Origin of the sequence: Celeribacter sp. PS-C1 (assembly GCF_019429625.1) — a bacterium.
In the GTDB taxonomy this organism is placed as follows: domain Bacteria; phylum Pseudomonadota; class Alphaproteobacteria; order Rhodobacterales; family Rhodobacteraceae; genus Celeribacter.
On the sequence record NZ_JAHXRW010000007.1, the window covers coordinates 135,392 to 153,948 of the forward strand.

Annotated in this window: 16 protein-coding genes; 10 read left to right on the forward strand and 6 right to left on the reverse strand. The window is 59.5% G+C overall.

Annotated features, from left to right (window positions below; all coding sequences use genetic code 11):
- Positions 1 to 6: 6 nt before the first annotated feature.
- Positions 7 to 2,202 carry a primosomal protein N' gene (locus tag J5Y17_RS12105; protein WP_219785508.1) on the reverse strand — a complete coding sequence of 732 codons (2,196 nt, stop codon included), beginning with the start codon at positions 2,200 to 2,202 and terminating at the stop codon, positions 7 to 9.
- Between the two features lie 121 nt (positions 2,203 to 2,323).
- On the opposite strand from J5Y17_RS12105, the gene fsa reads away from it, so the two are divergent.
- The gene (fsa, locus tag J5Y17_RS12110) at positions 2,324 to 2,977 is read left to right on the forward strand and encodes a fructose-6-phosphate aldolase (protein WP_219785509.1); all 654 of its coding nucleotides are present in this window, start codon (positions 2,324 to 2,326) and stop codon (positions 2,975 to 2,977) included.
- Between the two features lie 98 nt (positions 2,978 to 3,075).
- On the opposite strand, the gene J5Y17_RS12115 is transcribed toward fsa, so the two are convergent.
- Positions 3,076 to 5,103 (reverse strand): hypothetical protein, encoded by a 2,028-nt coding sequence (locus tag J5Y17_RS12115; protein ID WP_219785510.1) that lies wholly within the window; start codon positions 5,101 to 5,103, stop codon positions 3,076 to 3,078.
- Between the two features lie 546 nt (positions 5,104 to 5,649).
- On the opposite strand from J5Y17_RS12115, the gene J5Y17_RS12120 reads away from it, so the two are divergent.
- The 4 genes from J5Y17_RS12120 (at position 5,650) to J5Y17_RS12135 (ending at position 8,202) form a co-directional block, all read left to right on the forward strand.
- A complete protein-coding gene (locus J5Y17_RS12120) occupies positions 5,650 to 6,372 on the forward strand; it encodes a DUF484 family protein (protein ID WP_219785511.1) in 723 nt (240 codons plus the stop codon).
- Positions 6,369 to 7,301, forward strand: a complete 933-nt coding sequence (locus tag J5Y17_RS12125) for a tyrosine recombinase XerC (RefSeq protein WP_219785512.1) — start codon at positions 6,369 to 6,371, stop codon at positions 7,299 to 7,301. Before J5Y17_RS12120 ends, J5Y17_RS12125 begins: the two co-directional genes overlap by 4 nt.
- Before the next feature lie 132 nt (positions 7,302 to 7,433).
- The gene (locus J5Y17_RS12130; protein WP_219785513.1) at positions 7,434 to 7,619 is read left to right on the forward strand and encodes a hypothetical protein; all 186 of its coding nucleotides are present in this window, start codon (positions 7,434 to 7,436) and stop codon (positions 7,617 to 7,619) included.
- A 154-nt stretch (positions 7,620 to 7,773) separates the two neighbouring features.
- Positions 7,774 to 8,202 carry a hypothetical protein gene (locus J5Y17_RS12135; protein WP_219785514.1) on the forward strand — a complete coding sequence of 143 codons (429 nt, stop codon included), beginning with the start codon at positions 7,774 to 7,776 and terminating at the stop codon, positions 8,200 to 8,202.
- 55 nt (positions 8,203 to 8,257) lie between these two features.
- Here the strand turns inward: J5Y17_RS12135 and ileS are convergent, their stop codons facing one another.
- A complete protein-coding gene (gene ileS, locus J5Y17_RS12140) occupies positions 8,258 to 11,194 on the reverse strand; it encodes an isoleucine--tRNA ligase (RefSeq protein WP_219785515.1) in 2,937 nt (978 codons plus the stop codon).
- Between the two features lie 268 nt (positions 11,195 to 11,462).
- Here ileS and J5Y17_RS12145 point away from each other — a divergent pair, with 268 nt between their 5' ends.
- Complete coding sequence (locus J5Y17_RS12145) at positions 11,463 to 11,882, forward strand: group III truncated hemoglobin (RefSeq protein ID WP_219785516.1); 420 nt, start codon at positions 11,463 to 11,465, stop codon at positions 11,880 to 11,882.
- Between the two features lie 5 nt (positions 11,883 to 11,887).
- On the opposite strand, the gene J5Y17_RS12150 is transcribed toward J5Y17_RS12145, so the two are convergent.
- Complete coding sequence (locus J5Y17_RS12150) at positions 11,888 to 12,904, reverse strand: YcjF family protein (protein WP_219785517.1); 1,017 nt, start codon at positions 12,902 to 12,904, stop codon at positions 11,888 to 11,890.
- Complete coding sequence (locus J5Y17_RS12155) at positions 12,901 to 14,304, reverse strand: YcjX family protein (protein ID WP_219785518.1); 1,404 nt, start codon at positions 14,302 to 14,304, stop codon at positions 12,901 to 12,903. The genes J5Y17_RS12150 and J5Y17_RS12155 overlap by 4 nt, the downstream gene beginning before the upstream one ends.
- Before the next feature lie 108 nt (positions 14,305 to 14,412).
- Here J5Y17_RS12155 and truA point away from each other — a divergent pair, with 108 nt between their 5' ends.
- The 4 genes from truA (at position 14,413) to J5Y17_RS12175 (ending at position 18,237) form a co-directional block, all read left to right on the forward strand.
- Positions 14,413 to 15,183 carry a tRNA pseudouridine(38-40) synthase TruA gene (truA, locus tag J5Y17_RS12160; RefSeq protein WP_219785519.1) on the forward strand — a complete coding sequence of 257 codons (771 nt, stop codon included), beginning with the start codon at positions 14,413 to 14,415 and terminating at the stop codon, positions 15,181 to 15,183.
- A 124-nt stretch (positions 15,184 to 15,307) separates the two neighbouring features.
- On the forward strand, positions 15,308 to 15,457 hold the full coding sequence (locus J5Y17_RS12165; RefSeq protein WP_219785520.1) for a hypothetical protein: 150 nt from the start codon (positions 15,308 to 15,310) through the stop codon (positions 15,455 to 15,457).
- 224 nt (positions 15,458 to 15,681) lie between these two features.
- Positions 15,682 to 17,430, forward strand: a complete 1,749-nt coding sequence (locus tag J5Y17_RS12170; protein ID WP_219785521.1) for a sugar phosphorylase — start codon at positions 15,682 to 15,684, stop codon at positions 17,428 to 17,430.
- Between the two features lie 141 nt (positions 17,431 to 17,571).
- Complete coding sequence (locus J5Y17_RS12175) at positions 17,572 to 18,237, forward strand: TetR/AcrR family transcriptional regulator (protein ID WP_219785522.1); 666 nt, start codon at positions 17,572 to 17,574, stop codon at positions 18,235 to 18,237.
- Here J5Y17_RS12175 and J5Y17_RS12180 read toward each other — a convergent pair.
- Positions 18,234 to 18,548 carry a multidrug efflux SMR transporter gene (locus J5Y17_RS12180; RefSeq protein ID WP_219785523.1) on the reverse strand — a complete coding sequence of 105 codons (315 nt, stop codon included), beginning with the start codon at positions 18,546 to 18,548 and terminating at the stop codon, positions 18,234 to 18,236. The two genes, J5Y17_RS12175 and J5Y17_RS12180, sit on opposite strands and share 4 nt — an antisense overlap.
- Between the last annotated feature and the right edge of the window lie 9 nt (positions 18,549 to 18,557).

The following is an 18,557-nucleotide window of genomic DNA, read 5'->3' on the forward strand; positions in this document are numbered from 1 at the left end:
GGTCTCCTACCAAAAACTCTGCGGATCAATGTCGATCTGAAGCCGCACATTGTTGGGCAGTTTCACCTGTCCGACCCACTCCGCCAAAGCGGCCTGAATAGGCGCGGTTTTCTCGGCCTTGACCAGAAAACGCATGCGATGCCGCCCGCGCACCCGCGCGATGGGGGCCGGTGCAGGCCCGAAAAGCTGGGCATTGATGCGTTGCAACGGCCCCGCAATGCGCGACAGATGGTTGGCCACGTCTGTCACCACTGCCAGATCCGGCCCCGACAGGATGATGCCCGCCATGCGTCCATAGGGCGGCACGCCCGCCATTTTGCGCTCGGCGGCCTCGGCGCGCCAAAACCCCTCTTCGTCACCCGACAGGATCGCACGGATCACCGGATGTTCGGGCTGATAGGTCTGCAACAGCGCGACGCCTTTTTTCTCCGACCGGCCCGCGCGGCCCGCGACCTGACGCATGAGTTGAAAGGTCCGCTCGGCAGCGCGCAGGTCAGAGCCTTGCAGGCCCAGATCGGCGTCGATCACCCCCACGAGGGTGAGGTTCGGGAAGTTATGCCCTTTCGCCACCAGCTGCGTGCCGACAATAATGTCCGTGTCACCCTCGGCGATCTTTTGAATCTGCTCTTTCAGCGCCCGCGCGGAGGCAAAGAGGTCCGACGACAACACCGCACATTTCGCCTCCGGGAAACGCTCAGCAACCTCTTCAGCCAGACGTTCGACACCGGGGCCGACGGGGGCCAGACGCCCCTCGACGCCACAAGAAGGACAGGCCTCCGGCATCGGTTTGGTCTCGCCGCATTGGTGGCACATCAGGCGTTTCAAGAACCGGTGTTCGACCATGCGCGCATCGCAATGATCGCAGGCGATCTGATGCCCGCAGGCACGACAAATCGTGACCGGGGCAAAGCCACGACGGTTCAGGAACAAAAGGCTTTGCTCCCCCCGCTCCATCCGCTTTTTCACCGCGCCGACCAAAGTGTCGGAAATAAACCGCGTCGAGGGCAGTTTCTCGCCCCGCATATCGAGCGCGTGCATGTCGGGCATCACCGCGGGGCCATAGCGGCTTTCGAGATCGAGGCGTTTGTACTTGCCCGCTTCGACATTGGCCCAGGTCTCCAGAGAGGGCGTGGCAGAGGCCAAAACGACCGTCGCAGAGCACAGCGACGCGCGCAGCACGGCCATGTCGCGGGCGTTGTAATGCACCCCGTCCTCTTGTTTGTAGGAGCCGTCGTGCTCCTCATCGACCACGATCAACCCGAGGTTTTGAAACGGCAGGTAAAGCGCAGAGCGCGCGCCGATCACCACCTGCGCGCCGCCTTCGCCGACCATTTTCCAGACGCGGCGGCGTTCGGTCATGGTGACGCCGGAGTGCCATTCGGCAGGCCGCGCGCCGAAACGTTCTTCGAACCGGGTGAGAAAGGCGGAGGTCAGCGCGATCTCGGGCAAAAGCACAAGGGCCTGCCGCCCCTGTTTGAGACATTGCGCGACGGCTTCGAGGTAGACCTCTGTCTTGCCCGACCCTGTGACGCCCTTCAAAAGCGTGGTGGCATAGCGCTCGGCGGCGACATCTTCGCGGAGCGCAGAGGCGGCGGCCTCCTGTGCTTCGGTCAGCTCTTTGCCGGGGGCATTGGCGTCCAGACGCCGGTAAGGCAGATCGCGGGGCGTGTCCTTTTCGATCACTGCACCAGAGGACAACATCCCTTTGACGACAGAAGCCGTGACCCCCGCCGTGTCGGCCAATTCCTTGAGTGTGAACGATAGCCCGCCATATTCGTCCAAGGTCTCCAAAACCTTTGTGCGTGCCTCGGTTTCACGCGGTGGGCGCCCCTCGCCCCGACGATACACCTTGCGCATCCCCGGCGGGTTCATCAGTCCCGGCGCGCGCGTCGCAAGGCGCAGCATGGCGGGCATCGGCGTGAGCGTATAGGCGGCGACCTTTTCGAGGAACTGCCGCATCTCATCGCGCATCGGCGCGAGGTCCAGCACCGTCGAGATCGAGCGCGCTTTCGAGAGATCAAAGCCGCCAATGCCCTCGCCCCAGACACAGCCCAGCACCTTGCGCGGGCCCAAGGGCACCTCGACGAAAGCACCCATGGCGACACCGCCCTCGGGCGCCTTGTAATCCAGCGTCCGATCGAGTGGTTCACAGGTCAAAACGGCAACCAGATGGCCTTCGGGGTAAAATTCGGCGTCACGCATGAAGATGTGATAGGGGTTTTACGCAGGGCAAGCCAGAGACGTTTGTGCGCGAAAGCCCCCTTTCTATAGGCGCTCACATCGACTATGAGTCCGCCCGAACGCAGGCGAAAGGAGACGCCCCATGAAATTCTTTGTTGATACCGCCGATGTGGATGCAATCCGCGAGTTGAACGACCTTGGCTTTGTGGATGGTGTGACCACCAACCCGTCGCTGATCAAGAAATCCGGCCGTGACATCCTCGAAGTCACGAAAGAGATTTGCGAGATCGTCGATGGTCCGGTCTCCGCCGAGGTTGTGGCGCTTGAGTATGACGCCATGGTCGCCGAAGGCCGCAAGCTGGCGCAGATCGCAGACAACGTTGTGATCAAACTGCCGCTGACGCTCGATGGTCTCAAAGCCTGTAAAACGCTGGCTTCCGAAGGTCACAAGATCAACGTGACGCTTTGTTTTTCCGCGAACCAGGCGCTGTTGGCCGCAAAAGCTGGCGCGACCTTTATCTCTCCCTTCATCGGGCGCCTGGACGACATCAACCTCGATGGCGTGGACCTGATCGAAGACATCCGCACGATCTACGACAACTACGGTTATGAGACCGAGATTCTCGCCGCCTCCATCCGCACCGTGAACCACATCACCGAATGTGCGAAAATCGGTGCCGACGTGATCACCGCTCCGGCCAATGTGATCAAGGCGATGGCGAGCCATGTGCTGACCGACAAAGGCCTGGCACAATTCGTAAAAGACGCTGAAGACGCCGGCATTAAGATCGTCTGATCAACGGGGCGTGGCGCCCATTTCCGGCAGACAGTAATGAAAAAATAAAAAGCCCCCGCGAAAGATAAGCGGGGGCTTTGCAACATCGTCCTATGGGATCATTTTCTCTTGGCCAGATCTGCCTCAGCTTGACGAAGAGCCTTGCGAAAGATCGGGCCAGGCTGACGCGCCATCACCGCCGCGCAATATGATTTGGTCAACCAAGGCCGCCCCTTTTGCTGCAAACGCGCCAACATCTCTTTCTGATATCGCCGCGTTTCTCTCCGGCTGCGCATCAAATGATAGAACTCCTCAGTCGTCAGCGTGCCGGAAATCGCACCTTCCACGATGGGTTTCAATACGCCCATCCGCACCCAGAGAGACGCGATCCGGTGACCGAAATAGCGACAGCGGAATTTGGTTACATTTTCGCCCCGAAACAGCGCAGCGTGCATGGCATCCAACTGCGCCGTCGGATCATAGAACAAATGGACGCCTTTGGCCTCTGAAACCATATCCGGCGCGTAGCCGTAAGGCCCCGAGAAATCCCGCGACCAAGCCCGGTGATAGCGGGATTCCCACGACGCATCTTCGCGCGACAATGTCGCCTGTGGTGAAATCAGCACCACCTGCGATCCCGGCGCGGCCGCACTGAACGCTGCCGCCGCGTATCCCCCCATGGACGCGCCGTAAAAGATCACCTTTTTGAACTCTTTGAAAAAACCCTCGTCTCGCAGACGATCAAAAAACGCATAGACGGATTCATCGCGATACCATGTGAACCCATGCGCCATCATGCCAAGCATGGACCAGCCGCGCTTTTCGACGAAATCATAGCCCCAAGGCATTTTGCTTTCAGAAAAATCGCGGATGTGATCGAGGTTCTCGAAGGTGACGATCAATATGTCACCGCGGCGCACATGCAATGCCGTGTGATCCTGACCAAGCTCTTCATAAAAGCCTTCTTCATCGCCGATATTCTTCAGTCGCGCACGCCACTCCTGCAAGCTTTCGCCTGCCGCCTGAGCGTCCGTCGAGGGTTCACTCTCATCATCCGCGTCATTCAGAAGTTTCAGATCAGACAATCCAGCCTCATAGTCATAAGGGATTTCGCTCAAAGCGGGCCATGCACGTTCGACAATATCGCGAACCACCACACCTTTGCGTCGTTTTTTTTCGTTAAACTGTAAAGACAGCCCGATCAAACGTCGCGATGAAAACGGCGACATATAAAAATTGCGCCACATGGCCGGGAAGCTCATGCCAACGGACGCCGCGTAGAACAACTCCAAAAACATGAAGTCTGCGGCTTTTTCCATGGCATTGTCCGGCAAAGTCGCCTGCCAGGCTTCGAATTCCGGGCCGTATGTTTTGACGATGTCCTCGGAGAACATCTCACGCGGCACGATCAAGAGGCGGCGCAACTGCCAGCTCACCTCTTTCCACGCCGGCTTCGGACGAAACACATAAACAGCCCTTAGAATATCCGTGTGATGTCCCCGCAAAACCACGGCACCGTCTTCGACGCCTTCGATAACACCCGTCTTATATTCATTCGGAAGCGCCATTGCGCCACCCGATGTGATCTGGAACAGATCTTTCCATTCCTCCCTGCGCCATTTCTTGATGTGAAACTCTCTACGATCATGTGTTTCGTGCGGAACACCGGCTGATTGGCAAAGACTTTGGGCGACAGCATCATCAATACGCCCGGCATAATTCGTGATATGCGTGTAAAACATATCAATTTCATCCACATGTGGCTGGGCGCAACCCAACAGAATGCGGCTGTCTTGACCGCCAGTAATCGGCATAGCCACTTTATGCGCTTTGGCGATCTCGCCAATATTGAAACGGCATCGCGCGATAATGTCGTCGTAAACAGTTTCAATCGGAGCTTCGAGTTTTGTAAAATCCTCGTCTCCTGGCCAAAACCGACTTGGGGTCATGTTGTTTAGATCAAGGTAATAGTTCGGGTTCAGACGCTGCACGTTCAGATCAACCGTATGCAAAAGCGGCAAACGTCCCACCTGTTCACGCACCATTTCAACATCGACCAAAGGATCCGGAGCAACATCACGCTGTGTCGCCAACAGACCCGAAGACGCGACATAGCGGTCTTCTTTGTTGAAAACGACACCGATCATACCCGCTGGATCGCAATAGAGGCGGGTCTCGCCTGTGACAGTTACAACAAAAGCGAACCGTCCAGCCGTTTCGACTACAAAAGCCTCAAACTTTGTCCAAAAATCTTTTTCGCGCGAGGAAAACGGGAGCGTTACCTTGGGCGAGGACAACAATCGGGAGGGGCCGACAGCAATCCCGATAACAACGCCTATCTCAAAATCGTTTTCATCAAAAACAGCCGCGCGCGGGAGGTCAGAGCCTGAGTGGAGAAACCACTTTCCGACAGAGCCAACCACAAAGCCAGGCAAATCCTCTTTGTGCTCTGAAAGACAATACTGATACCGAAACGCCAGCGAAAAAGGTACTCTCTTATTGGTCCACAAACGTTGCGCTTCAAACATCAAACCCACTCTTCATATACGTATTTCAGCTGCAATCTGCAGTTTAGCCTATTAAAAGCAATATGTTTTATAGGATTTAATCAGGCCGTTGTATAAATCGGGAAATAGGGACATAGTTGTCGCAACGACCGGAAAACCGGCGGATCGAGTAAAGTACGAGGCAATATGAGCACCCATCTCCCCCGGGCCATCTCGCCCATGGCTGAAGAGCTGCGTGAGAAAATCATTTCCGACCCCGATATGGTGTTGGACGATCAGGACGTGATGCGCGCGCTGATCGCCGCGAATGAACGCAGCACAGGTTCCAATGTCGTCGACCTGCGCGGGCTGGCGATGGAGCGGCTCGAGGATCGGCTCGACCGGCTTGAGGACACCCATCGCGGTGTGATCGCCGCCGCTTACGAGAACCTCGCGGGCACCAATCAGATCCACCGCGCCGTGTTGCAGCTCTTGGAGCCGACCGAATTCACGCCGTTTCTCAAAGCCTTGTCGGGCGAGATCGCCCAGACCCTGCGCGTCGATGCCGTGCGGCTTTTGCTGGAAACCAAAGTCGAGAGTGACGAACCCGCGACCCGCAAACTCGGCGATGTCTTGATCACAGCAGAGCCCGGCTTCATCGAGACCTATATCACCTATGGCCGCAACGTGCCGGTGCGCCCCGTCACCCTGCGCCAGGTCGCGCCGGAGACTGATGTGATCTATGGCGACAGCACCGGCTTCATTCACTCCGAGGCGCTGATGACGCTGGATTTCGGTCCCGGTCGCTTGCCTGGGCTGTTGGTTTTCGGCTCGGAAGACCCGCATATGTTCCGCCCCACACAGGGCACCGATCTTTTGGCTTTCTTCTCCGGCGTCTTCGAAAAAATGATGCGCCGCTGGCTGGGATGAGCCTCAAGATCACAGAGGGGATGCGCGACACGCTGGCGCGCTGGCTCGATCACGAGCGCGCGCTCAAATCCGCCTCAGAGAACACCCTCACCGCCTATGCGCGCGATGTGTCGGGCTGGCTCAGTTTTCTCGCCGAACATGAGGGCGGCGGCTTTGGTCCGGCTCAGATCGCAAAGCTTCGGATCACCGACATGCGCGCCTGGATGGCGCATGAGCGCAGCCGAGGCGTGGCGCCGCGCTCGCTGGCCCGGTCTTTGTCTGCGGTCAAAACATTCGCCCGTTGGCTGGCCGAACGCGACGGGTTCGACGCCACTGCGATCCTCTCCACCCGCTCGCCGAAGTTCCAAAAGAAACTGCCCCGACCTTTGTCGCCTGACGCGGCCAAAGAAATGCTCTCGACGGTCGAGTTGCAACATGACGAACCTTGGATCGCGGCGCGCAATGTGGCTGTGGTGACGTTATTATACGGCTGCGGCTTACGGATTTCAGAGGCCCTGTCGCTGACCGGCGCCGATGTCCCACTAGGCGAGGTCATTCGTATTGTCGGCAAGGGCAACAAGGAGCGGATCGTGCCGGTGCTCCCCGCCGCACGCAAGGCTGTCGCGGACTACACCCGGCTCTGCCCCTATGATCTGACACCAGAGGCGCCGCTGTTTCGCGGCACCCGTGGCGGCGCGCTCAACCCGCGTTTGATTGCGAAAGTCACCGAAGCCGCGCGCATGCAGCTTGGCCTACCCTCCTCCGTGACACCCCATGCAATGCGCCACTCCTTCGCAACGCATCTGTTGAATGCCGGCGGCGATTTGCGGGCTATTCAGGAGCTTTTAGGCCACGCCTCGCTCTCGACGACCCAAGCCTACACCGCCGTGGACAACGCGCGCCTGTTGCAGGTCTATGAGGCGGCCCATCCGCGTGCAAAACAAGAATGAAGCCTTCGGCCTTTGCCCAAAAGTCCATGTTTCCGTCTTTCGGAAAACACTCTAAGTTTGTCCAAAGCTTACCATTTCTTCACTTCCTCCACCCTAAACTCGGGGCACTTGGGGCAGTCTAGGGGTAGACAGATGGCGGACGACACGACACCGAAAGAGCCAAATTTGCGCGAGGTCGCCACGATCACGCGGATCACGCAGGAAGATTTTTTTGCGCAATTGGCGCAGGCTTTGGCACTCTACGATCGAGATGGCGACGGTCTTTTGACTGAAGAAGAATGGAAATGGGTCGAGGACACCTATAAGGACGCGGGCTGATCCTTGGGCTCCGCGAGCACGGTTCAATTCCATTTCAATAAAATCTTACAGAGAAAGCTCCGTCCGAGCGTGACATGGCCAGCTTGATTTCTGATTTATCAACCTTTCCGCGCAATCCTGAAGCCGTGTTCGTCAGGCCAGAAAGGACTACGCTATGGACATTTCAATGCTGAATCTCGCCTCGAGGTTCAATTCCCCACCGACCTCTTCCTCCGCACCCATCTTCGTGAACAGAGAGGGAAGCGGATCGGTCGCCACCCCCATCCTCACGAACCGCGACGAGGGCAAATCAGTTTCGACGCCTGTCTTCACACTTGAAGAGCGCAATCCCATCCGTGACATCACCGATGATTTTCTTTTGGGAACCATGGGCAACAGTGGCAGCGCTGATGATACGCGGACGATTGCGGACGCTGACCGAGACACCTCTGCCCCAATCAGCGAGTCCAAACCGGAACTGTCGAAATCAAAAGCACATAATGTGTTCGAAAGACTGATTGAACGTGCCGCCTTAGCGCGGGGTCAAGACCCTGCGGAGTTTTATGCGCAGATACAGAGGCGCTTGGGCATTTTCGAACTTTAGACAAAAAAGGCGGCCCGTGAGAGCCGCCCTTTGGCATGTTTTATCTGTCGTCAGCTTAGCTGAGCGCTTCGTCGCAGCGTCCGCAGACCCCTGCGTGGCTGTGGGTGCCCACATCCGGCAGGATTTTCCAACAGCGTTCGCATTTCTCGCCGTCGGCCTTCTCGAATACGACGCCGATGCCGTCGACCTCGCCTTCGAGGCGGAAGGCCTCGGACGGGGCCGGATCGCCTGTCAACGTGATCGCGGAGGTGATGCAGAGATCGTCGAAATCGACGGTCTTGAGCGCGGTCAGGACAGACTCGTCCTCGACATGCACGATGGGTGCGGCCTCCAGAGAGGCACCGATCACCTTGTCGCGGCGCTGCACTTCGAGTGCTGCGGTCACGACGCGGCGCGCCTTGCGGATGCCCGCCCATTTCGATGCCAGATCACCATCAAGCCAGCCCGGCGTAGCCGCCGGGAAGTCCACGAGATGCACGGAGCTGTCATCGCCCGGGAAGCGTTCGAGCCAGACCTCTTCCATGGTGAACACGAGGATCGGGGCGAGCCAAGTGGTCAGGCGATGGAACAGAACGTCCAGCACGGTGAGCGCCGCGCGGCGACGATCCGTGTCACCATCGCAATAGAGCACATCCTTGCGTACGTCGAAATAGAAGGACGACAGATCAACGGTCGCAAAGTTGAACACCGCTTGCCAGACACCGGAGAAATCAAAGGTCTCGTAGCCCTCGCGCACCGTGGTGTCGAGTTCTGCAATGCGGTGCAGCACCCAGCGCTCCAACTCCGGCATCTCTGCGGCATCAAGACGATCCGCCTCGGTGAAATCGCTGAGCGAGCCAAGGATATAGCGCATGGTGTTGCGCAGACGACGGTAGCTGTCGGCCACGCCTTTGAGGATTTCCGGCCCGATCCGCTGATCGGCGGTGTAATCCGTCTGCGCCACCCAAAGCCGCAGGATGTCGGCGCCATATTGTTTGACGATCTGCTCCGGCACAATGGTATTGCCGAGAGATTTGGACATTTTCATGCCCTTCTCATCAAGCGTAAACCCATGCGTCACAACGTTTTTATAGGGCGCACGGCCTTTCGTGCCGCAAGCCTGCAAGAGGGACGAATGGAACCAGCCGCGGTGTTGGTCGGTGCCTTCGAGGTAGACATCGGCGATGCCATCAGGCGTCCCGTCTTCGCGATCACGCAGCACGAACGCATGGGTCGAACCAGAGTCAAACCACACGTCCAACACGTCAAAGATCTGATCGTAGTCCGCCGGATCAACGATCCCGTCCAGAACCTTCTCCTTGAAGCCCTCTTCATACCAGACATCCGCGCCCTTCTCTTCGAAAGCGGCAGAGATGCGGGCGTTGACCTCGTCATTGCGCAAGAGGAAGCCGTCCTCGGTCGGCAAAAGGCCCTTTTTCGTGAAGCAGGTCAGCGGCACGCCCCACGCACGTTGACGCGAGAGCACCCAGTCGGGGCGATTCTCGATCATCGAGTACAGACGATTGCGCCCGGTTTGCGGCGTCCATTTCACCAGTTGGTCGATGGAGGTCAGCGCGCGAGAGCGGATCGTGTCACCATAGGTGCCCATGCCGTCATCCAACGTGCGGTCCACCGCGGCAAACCATTGCGGCGTGTTGCGGAAGATCACCGGGGCTTTCGAGCGCCAGGAGTGCGGATAGCTGTGCTTGATCTTGCCGCGCGCCATGAGACCGCTCACCTCGGTGAGCTTAGCGATCACGGCGGCGTTGGCGTCGCCCTCCCAATCGCCTTTCTTCGGCTTGTCGCGCAGGATGCGCTTGCCGCCGAAGAAGGGCAGATCCTCGCGGAAGCTGCCGTCGTCCATGACGTTATAGGTGATCACCTGCTCGAGCATGCCGAGATCGCGGTAGAGCTCGAATTCCTCCATCCCGTGCGAGGGCGCACAGTGGACAAAGCCCGTACCCTCGTCATCGGTCACGAAGGGAGCCGCACGGAAGTCGCGCAGGTCGTCCCATTCGCCATTGCTGCCTTCGACACCGGCAAGCGGGTGCAGAAGCCGCAGACCTTCGAACTCAGAGGTCGGCACATCGCGGACGCGGGTCCATTGATCCTCAGAGAGGCGCGCCTTGGCAAAGCATTGCGCGGCGAGCTTATCGGCGAGGACATATTTCTCCCCGACCTTGAGCCAACATTCGTCCGGCGTGCCGGTCACCTCATAGAGGCCGTAGTTGTAATCGGCGCCGTAGACCACCGCCTTGTTGGACGGAATGGTCCAGGGCGTGGTGGTCCAGATCACGACATAGGCGCCCTGAAGCTCCGCCCCCTCGTTTGCAACCGCAAATTTCACCCAGATCGTCGGGCTTTCCTTGTCGTGATATTCGACTTCAGCTTCGGCAAGTGCTGTCTCTTCGACCGGCGACCACATCACGGGTTTGGAGCCCTGATAGAGCGTGCCGTTCATCAGGAATTTCATGAACTCCTCGGCGATCACCGCCTCGGCATGGAAATTCATCGTCAGGTAAGGATCGTCCCATTTGCCGTAGACACCCAGCCGTTTGAATTCCTCGCGCTGGATGTTCACCCATTCATCGGCAAAGGCGCGGCATTCCTGGCGGAAATCCACCACCGGAACCTCGTCCTTGTTCTTGCCCTTTTCGCGGTATTTCTCTTCGATCTTCCACTCGATCGGCAGACCGTGACAATCCCAGCCCGGCACATAACGCGCGTCAAAGCCCATCATCTGATGCGAGCGCGTGATGATGTCCTTGATCGTCTTGTTCAGCGCGTGGCCGATGTGCAGGTGCCCGTTGGCGTAGGGAGGGCCATCGTGCAGCACGAAGGACGGGCGGCCGTCGGCCTTGCCCTTGGCGCGGAGCGTCTCATAGACGTCGATTTTGGCCCAACGCTCCAGCCAGCCCGGCTCGCGGTTCGGCAGGCCCGCGCGCATCGGGAAATCGGTTTTCGGCAGATTGAGCGTGTCTTTATACTCGGGTGTGGTCGTCTCGGAACACATGGATTTTGTCCTTGGGAGGAATGGTCGGAATATTCGAGGGCGGCGCGGTCTCCATACGCCTTGTCCCGGCGGCTCGTAGGATCTTTGAGATCAGAGCGCCGGGCTGATAATTCGAATAATGATCGCGACCATGAATGTCATAAGCGCCTTATAGGCCCGGGCAAACGTAGTTGCAACGACTTGAACAAGCGGACTTGCCGCATTGCAGCCCCTCGCAATATCACGCAGGATCGCCGCGCTGCAAACAAGCTGCCATCCAGAGGCCCCCATGTCAGACTCCCGCTCCGCCCTGCCCCCGAAATTCGAGATCAGCCATGACGAGATGGACCGCGTTCTGAACCGGTTCTACGCCCGCGTGCGCCAGCACCCCGAACTCGCCCCGGTGTTTGGCGCCCATGTCGAGGATTGGCCCGCGCATGAGGAGAAAATCGGCCGCTTCTGGCGCAACGCGATCCTGCACGAACGGCAATATGACGGATTCCCGCAGCGCGTCCACCTGATGGCGCCGGAGGTGAAAGAGCATCATTTCGCCATGTGGCTTGATCTGTTTGACGAGACACTCACCGCAGAGCTGGACCCAGAGACGGCCGCGAAATGGTCGGAGATGGCACACCGCATCGGACGGGCTTTTCGCATGGGGATCATGCAGCGCGACCAACCAAAAGACGCGCCGCCGAAGCTGTTCTAATCGGTTTAGTCACCGCCCCTGTCAAACAGTCCGGTCAAAGCCCGCTTCACCGTGCCCGAGACAGACGGTTTCTTGGCCTTCATGAACGGCAGCGGGCGGCAGACCTCTATGGCGGCCACGCCCACACGCGCGGTCAGGGCGCCGTTGACGACCCCCTCACCAAAGCGGCGCGAGACTTTAGCCATCACGCCGCCCCCGGCCATGGTGCCGATCAAGTCATCGCCCACGGCGACGGCGCCGGTTGCAACCAGATGCGTCAAAACGGATTTCGTGACCCGCCAGGACCCAAGCGTCCCCGAGCGCCCGCCGTAAATCTCGGCAATCCGGCGGATCATCCGCAGGTTCGCGGTGAGGGCCGTGAAGACATCCGCCAAAGCCAACGGAACAAGGGCGGTGACAGTGGCGACCTGACGCGCGGCGGCTTCGACTTCGCGGCGGGCACTCGCGTCGAGCGGCACGAGAAGCTCTGTTTCCGCCAACCCCAAAAGACCGTCGGCATCGAAGACTTCGGCCTCGCGTTCGCGAAACCGATCCTTGCCCCAGTTCAGCTCCGGGCGATGCGCGTAGACAGACAGAAGCTTATCCGCGACGCCTTTCGCGGCTTTCAGATCGGCGGCCCCCACCGCGTCCACGGCCGCTTTTTGCAGCGTGTCGATCCGCTTGAGGCGCGCGAAGGCGGAGAGTTCCCTAAGCGCAATCGCGACCAGAACCAAGACAAACGCGCCCGTGAGACCCATTGCGACATAGCCCAACACGGGATGCGCAGCGATCAGCCCCATAATGGCGTCATAGGTCACAATCGAGACGGTGAAGGCAAAGAGCGCCGCGAAGAGCCGCCAGAACCAGCGCGCCAAAGCCGAAGGTTTGCGCGCCGCGAGAACCGCGACACGTTCCATCGCCGCAGGCCGCGCGAGCGGGGCCAGATCAGGGACAGGCGCAGCGGTCGAGGGGGTAACCTTCGCTTCCTCTTCCAACTCGATCAGGATCGGGCCACGTTTTGCACCGGGGTTTTGCTCTGTCATAGCTTGTCTCCGATCAAAAACTCGGCGGCGCGATCCAACCGAATATGCGGCGGACCTTCGCCGGGGCGCAAGGTGAGCCGCGCGGGGCGGAATTTCATGATTTCATACTGCGCATCCAGCCAACGCTCCGCCCCCTTGCGCGCGGGCGACAGGATATGCGCCGGGTCTTCGGGCAATTCGCCCGGATAAAACGCCGCCTGCTTGCCGCCTTCGGTCATGCCGCGCACCACATCGAGGCTCTGCCCCTGATGGTCCATGGTCTCTTCGACCGTGGCGCGAAGCGCCGCCAAGGACATGGCCTGCGTCGAAGCGCCTGCAAAATCGGCGCGGTCGCGGGCATCGCGCACCAAGGCCTCCATAATCGCGGTCAAGCGCGGGTGTTGGCTGTGATGGATGTGGTCGGCTTTGGTCGCAGCAAAGAGAATTTTTTCGACCTTGTGCTGACCGAGCAAGGACATGATCCGCCCCACCCGCCCGGGCCGGAAGGCGGAGAGAATATCGGCCATGGTGCGGCGTAGGTCTTCGACGGCTTTTGGCCCCGAATGGATCGCGCCCAGCGCATCGACCAACACGATCTGGCGATCAATGCGGGAGAAATGATCGCGAAAGAAGGGTTTCACCACCTCTCGCTTATAGGCCTCAAACCGGCGTTCGAATTCGCGGTGCAGCGAGCCGCGCGGGGCATCGCCCGCTGGCAGAGGCGCGAAGGTCAGAACCGGAGAGCCAGCGAGTTCGCCCGGAAGCAAGAACCGACCCGGCGTGCAATCGGAATAGCCCGCCGCACGGGCGGATTGCAGATAGGCGGTGAAACTTTGAGCAAGCGCTTTGGCGGTGGGTTCGTCCTGTTTGGCGCTCGGATCGGCGGCGTCCAGAGCCGCAAGGAACGCCTCCCCTTCCGCCCGGTCGTTCGTAGCTTGCAAAGCCTCGGCGGACCACTCGGCATAGGATTTTTCCATCAGGCCAAGGTCCAAAAGCCATTCGCCGGGATAGTCCACAATGTCGAGATGCACCGTTTTCTGCCCCGTCAAACCGCCCAAAAGCCCCGCAGGCCGCACCTTGAACGACAGACGCAGTTCGGACACGGCACGCGTGCTGTCGGGCCAATGCGGCTCGGGCGCTGTCAGCGCGGAAAGGTGGCTTTCATAGTCGAACCGCGGCACGGTGTCGTCGGGCTGCGGTTGCAGATAGGCGGCGGTGATGGCGGAGGACGGTCCGAATTGCGGCATCCGGCCCCGGTCCAGAAGATTGGCCACGAGCGAGGTGATGAACACCGTTTTGCCCGCGCGTGACAGACCCGTAACGCCCAGCCGGATCACCGGCTCGAACAGTGCCTCATGCACGCCGTCCTGAACGGTTTCGACGCTTCGGACAATCCGGTCTGCAATCGTGTTGAGGATCAAATCTGCCGCCCCATTTTTGATGTTTACCTGATCAACATAGGCACTCAAAGGCCCGGTTGTAAGGGAGAAAGACTGGACGCGCCTTCCCCGCCGCGTTATGGCCCGCATATGCCCAGATACGCCCTTTTGATCGAATATAACGGCGCGCCTTTTGCCGGTTGGCAACGCCAGAAAGAGCACCCCTCCGTCCAGCAGGCGGTAGAGGAGGCTTTGCGCAAACTCGAACCCAACTGTCCGGGGATCGGGGCCGCCGGGCGCACGGATGCGGGCGTGCACGCCACGGGTCAGGTGGCGCATTGCGATATGGCAAAGGATTGGGATCCCTTTCGCCTGTCTGAGGCGTTGAACCACCATTTAAAACCCAACCCGGTGGCGATCCTGAAAGCAGCCCGCGTGGATGACGACTGGCACGCACGGTTTTCGGCGCTGGAGCGGCGCTATATGTTTCGGCTGGTGTCGCGCCGCGCGCCTCTGGTGCATGACGCGGGGCTGGCGTGGCGGGTCAATCATGAGCTTGACCGCGATGCGATGCAGGCGGGGGCGGATCGCCTGATCGGCCTGCATGATTTCACCACGTTTCGCTCGACCATGTGTCAGGCGGATAGCCCGATAAAGACGCTGGACGAGGCGCGTGTCGAGGTTGCGGACATCCCCTATGGGCAGGAATTCAGGTTTTATTTCCGCGCGAGGTCCTTCCTGCACAACCAAGTGCGCAGCTTTGTCGGCACGCTCGAACGCGTCGGCTCCGGCGCCTGGTCGCCGGAAGATGTGACCGAGGCCTTGGAGGCCAAAGACCGTGCCGCCTGTGGTCCGGTATGCCCGCCGGAGGGGCTTTATTTGGTGGGCGTTGGCTACCCGGACGATCCTTTCGCAGACTGATCTCCGGTCAATTCGCATTTTAGCTTCGCATTTTGCCAAAGTAACCCAAAGCGGCCCGAAGCCCGCCCCAATTCGGCCTGATTCTGCTGTCAGCTGTTGTCCCGACACACTCGGGAGCATCGCTATGGACCTGTTCAACATCAGCTTTGATCAACTGGCTCTGGCCATCATGACCACCATCGCGATCCGCGAGGTGATGATCGTCATACTTCCCGACAGCATCGCTGGCCCCGGCGGCTGGCTGATTGATACCAAGCTGGGAGATCACGTCTGAGCCGCACGGGCCCGATCCGGACACCTTAGAGACTGAGGTGAGTCTCGCCCATTTCGGCTCTGAATTGCCCGAAACTGTTTCGATTGCACAAAAATAGGGCAACATGTAAACGCCCTGCGCGCTTTCCCGAATATTTGCACAGGAATGCGCCGCTTTCCCCGACCCATGCATTGAACCCCTCAAATCTGTCTGCTCTACGAGAAAGAAAAGACAGGGGAAGCCCAATGGCAAAACCATCTTCGCAATTCTCAACGCGCCTGCGCGCCCTGATTGAACAGATTTACCCGGATCAGGACAGCAAACGCCTTGCCGACCAGATCATCGACGCCTTTTGGCCCGAAGGGACCAAGCCGCGTAGCCGCGCTCGCGCTCCGGGCAACAGCCTATGGAATGAGACCGACACTTTGGTCATCACCTACGGCAACTCCTTGGTCGACGGGCAGCACAAGCCTCTCGATCTGCTGCGCGATTTCCTCAATCGCTATCTCAAGGGCACGGTGCACGGAGTGCACATCCTGCCGTTCTTCCCGTTTACTTCTGACGACGGGTTTGCGGTGACGGATTACCGGCAGGTGAACAGCCAGCTTGGTGACTGGGCCGACATTCAGCGCATCGGCGGCGAGTTCCGCCTGATGTCCGATCTGGTGTTGAACCATGTGTCGTCCATGTCGACCTGGTTCTCCGAATACCGTCAGGGCCATGAACCCTATGACAAGTTCTTTGTCGAAGCCTCGCCGGAGGACGATCTGTCGATGGTGACCCGCCCCCGCACCTCGCCTTTGCTGCGCGAAGTAAACACGGTGAACGGGCCAAAGCACGTCTGGTGCACCTTCTCACATGACCAGATCGACGTAGACTTCAAAAACCCAGAGGTTCTGTTCGAATTCCTGCGCATCATGCGGCTGCATGTCGACAATGGCGTGCGCATCGTCCGCCTCGATGCCGTGGCCTTTGTCTGGAAGGAGCTGGGCACGACCTGTATCCACCTACCCCAGACCCATGCCATCGTGCGTTTGATGCGACTACTCTGCGACTACGCCGAGGAGCGCGTGGTTTTGCTCACCGAGACCAACGTGCCCAATGCCGAAAACCTGAGCTATTTCGGCAACCGCAACGAAGCGCATATGATCTACAACTTCTCGCTGCCGCCTCTGTTGCTGCATGCGCTTCTCTCCGGCACCTCGACCTATCTCAACCAATGGCTGATGCGGATGCCGCCAGCGCAGTTGGGCTGTGCATACCTCAACTTTGCCGCCTCTCACGACGGCATCGGGGTCCGCGGCGCCGAGGGGCTTTTGGCGCCCGAAGAACTGGGCGAAGTGATCCAATGCGTGCGCGATTTCGGCGGCCTCGTGTCGATGCGCGCCCTGCCCGACGGCTCGGAGAAACCCTATGAGCTGAACATCACCTATTTCGATGCGCTCAAAGGCACGATTGCCAAGGGCGAGGACGATCTTCAGGTGGATCGCTTCCTCTGTTCGCAGAGCATCGTCATGGCGCTCGAAGGTGTGCCAGCGTTCTACATCCACTCGCTTCTGGCGACCCACAACGACCACGCGGGTGTCGAGAAGACCGGCGTGAAACGCGCGATCAACCGCCATCGCTGGGACTACCCAGAGCTGCGCGCGTTGTTGGACGATCCGGAAAGCCAGAACGCAAAGGTGCTGGCCGAGATGAAACGCCGGATCGCCATTCGCATCGATCAAAAGGCATTCCACCCGAACGCGACGCAGTTCACCATGCAGCTGGGCGAAGAGATGTTCGGCATCTGGCGCCAGTCGCCGGAGCGCGATCAGTCGATCTTTGCGCTGCACAATGTGACGGATCACGACGTCGAGGTGCCGCATATCGCGATCAACCTGATCGACGGCGAGGCGTGGTACGACCTGTTGACGGGCGAGAAAATCGACCTTTCAAAACCCAACATCAGCTTTGCGCCTTATCAGTGCCGCTGGATTTCCAACCGTCTCTGAGGGCTTCAAAGAACTATGAACACAGGGCGCCTCCGCAACGAGGCGCCCTTTTTTTGATGACGCCTCCCCGTTGACCTCCCCCCGCTGGCGCAGTAGGGGCTGTGCTCCCCCTTCAGCGACGACGTTTAAAGAGATTTTTCGATGCCCGTTTCCCTTGATGCCTTAATCGACCAGTTGAAAACCGGCGCGACCGCAAGCGAGGTGTATGGGGTTGTAGCGCCCTCGAACCGCAGCCGGGCAACGGTCGAAAAAGTGCTTGATGAAGCGGTCGAGGTTCTGGCGACCGAGGGGGTGAGCGGGCTGAGTTTTCGAGCGCTGGCGCGGCGTTGCGACATGCGGCTCAGCAATCTGCAATATTACTTTGCTACACAGGACGCGCTTTTGACGGCAGTGACGCGCCATGCCTCGGCGGCGCGGCTCGAAGAACTGCGCGCGCGGGGCGCCTTGACACTGCCGGACCTGCGCGAACGGTTCCACGCCTATCTGGATTTCTGCATGGACCGCGCCCGAACGCCGCGCGCGCAGGCGATCGCCTCAGGGCTCAAGGATCTAGCCCAACGTCTTGACGGCCCTGCAAAACATTTTGGCGCGGCCTGCCAGTTTCACATTCACATTCTCGAGGAGATGGTGGCGGCGTTCTCTTCCGACCTCCCGGCGCAGACCGTGACACATAAGGCCGTGATGATCGCCGGTCTCGTCGATACCGTGGGTCCGATGTGCGGGATGGCTTATGCCCCCCCCGAAGGTCTGCGCGAGGCGATCCTGACGCAGGCCTCAGACATCGCGGGCGCAACGGCAGGGCTTTAGGCGCTGAGTTTCATCAACCCCATCCCCGCCACAATCAGCGCAGCGGCGGCAACTCGCGCGACGTTGACCGCCTCGCCATGCAGGATGATCCCCGCAATGAAGGCCCCGATCGCGCCGATTCCGACCCAGATCATGTAGGAGGTGCCCAAGGGCAGGCTTCGCATCGCTACAGACAACAGCCCGAACGAAATCACCATGGTGACCACGGTCAAAACGCTCGGCCAGAACACCGTGAAGCCGTTCGAGTATTTCATCGAGGTCGCCCAGACGACCTCGAGAAGTCCTGCGATGATGAGCAAAATCCACGCCATTTCGCGCCC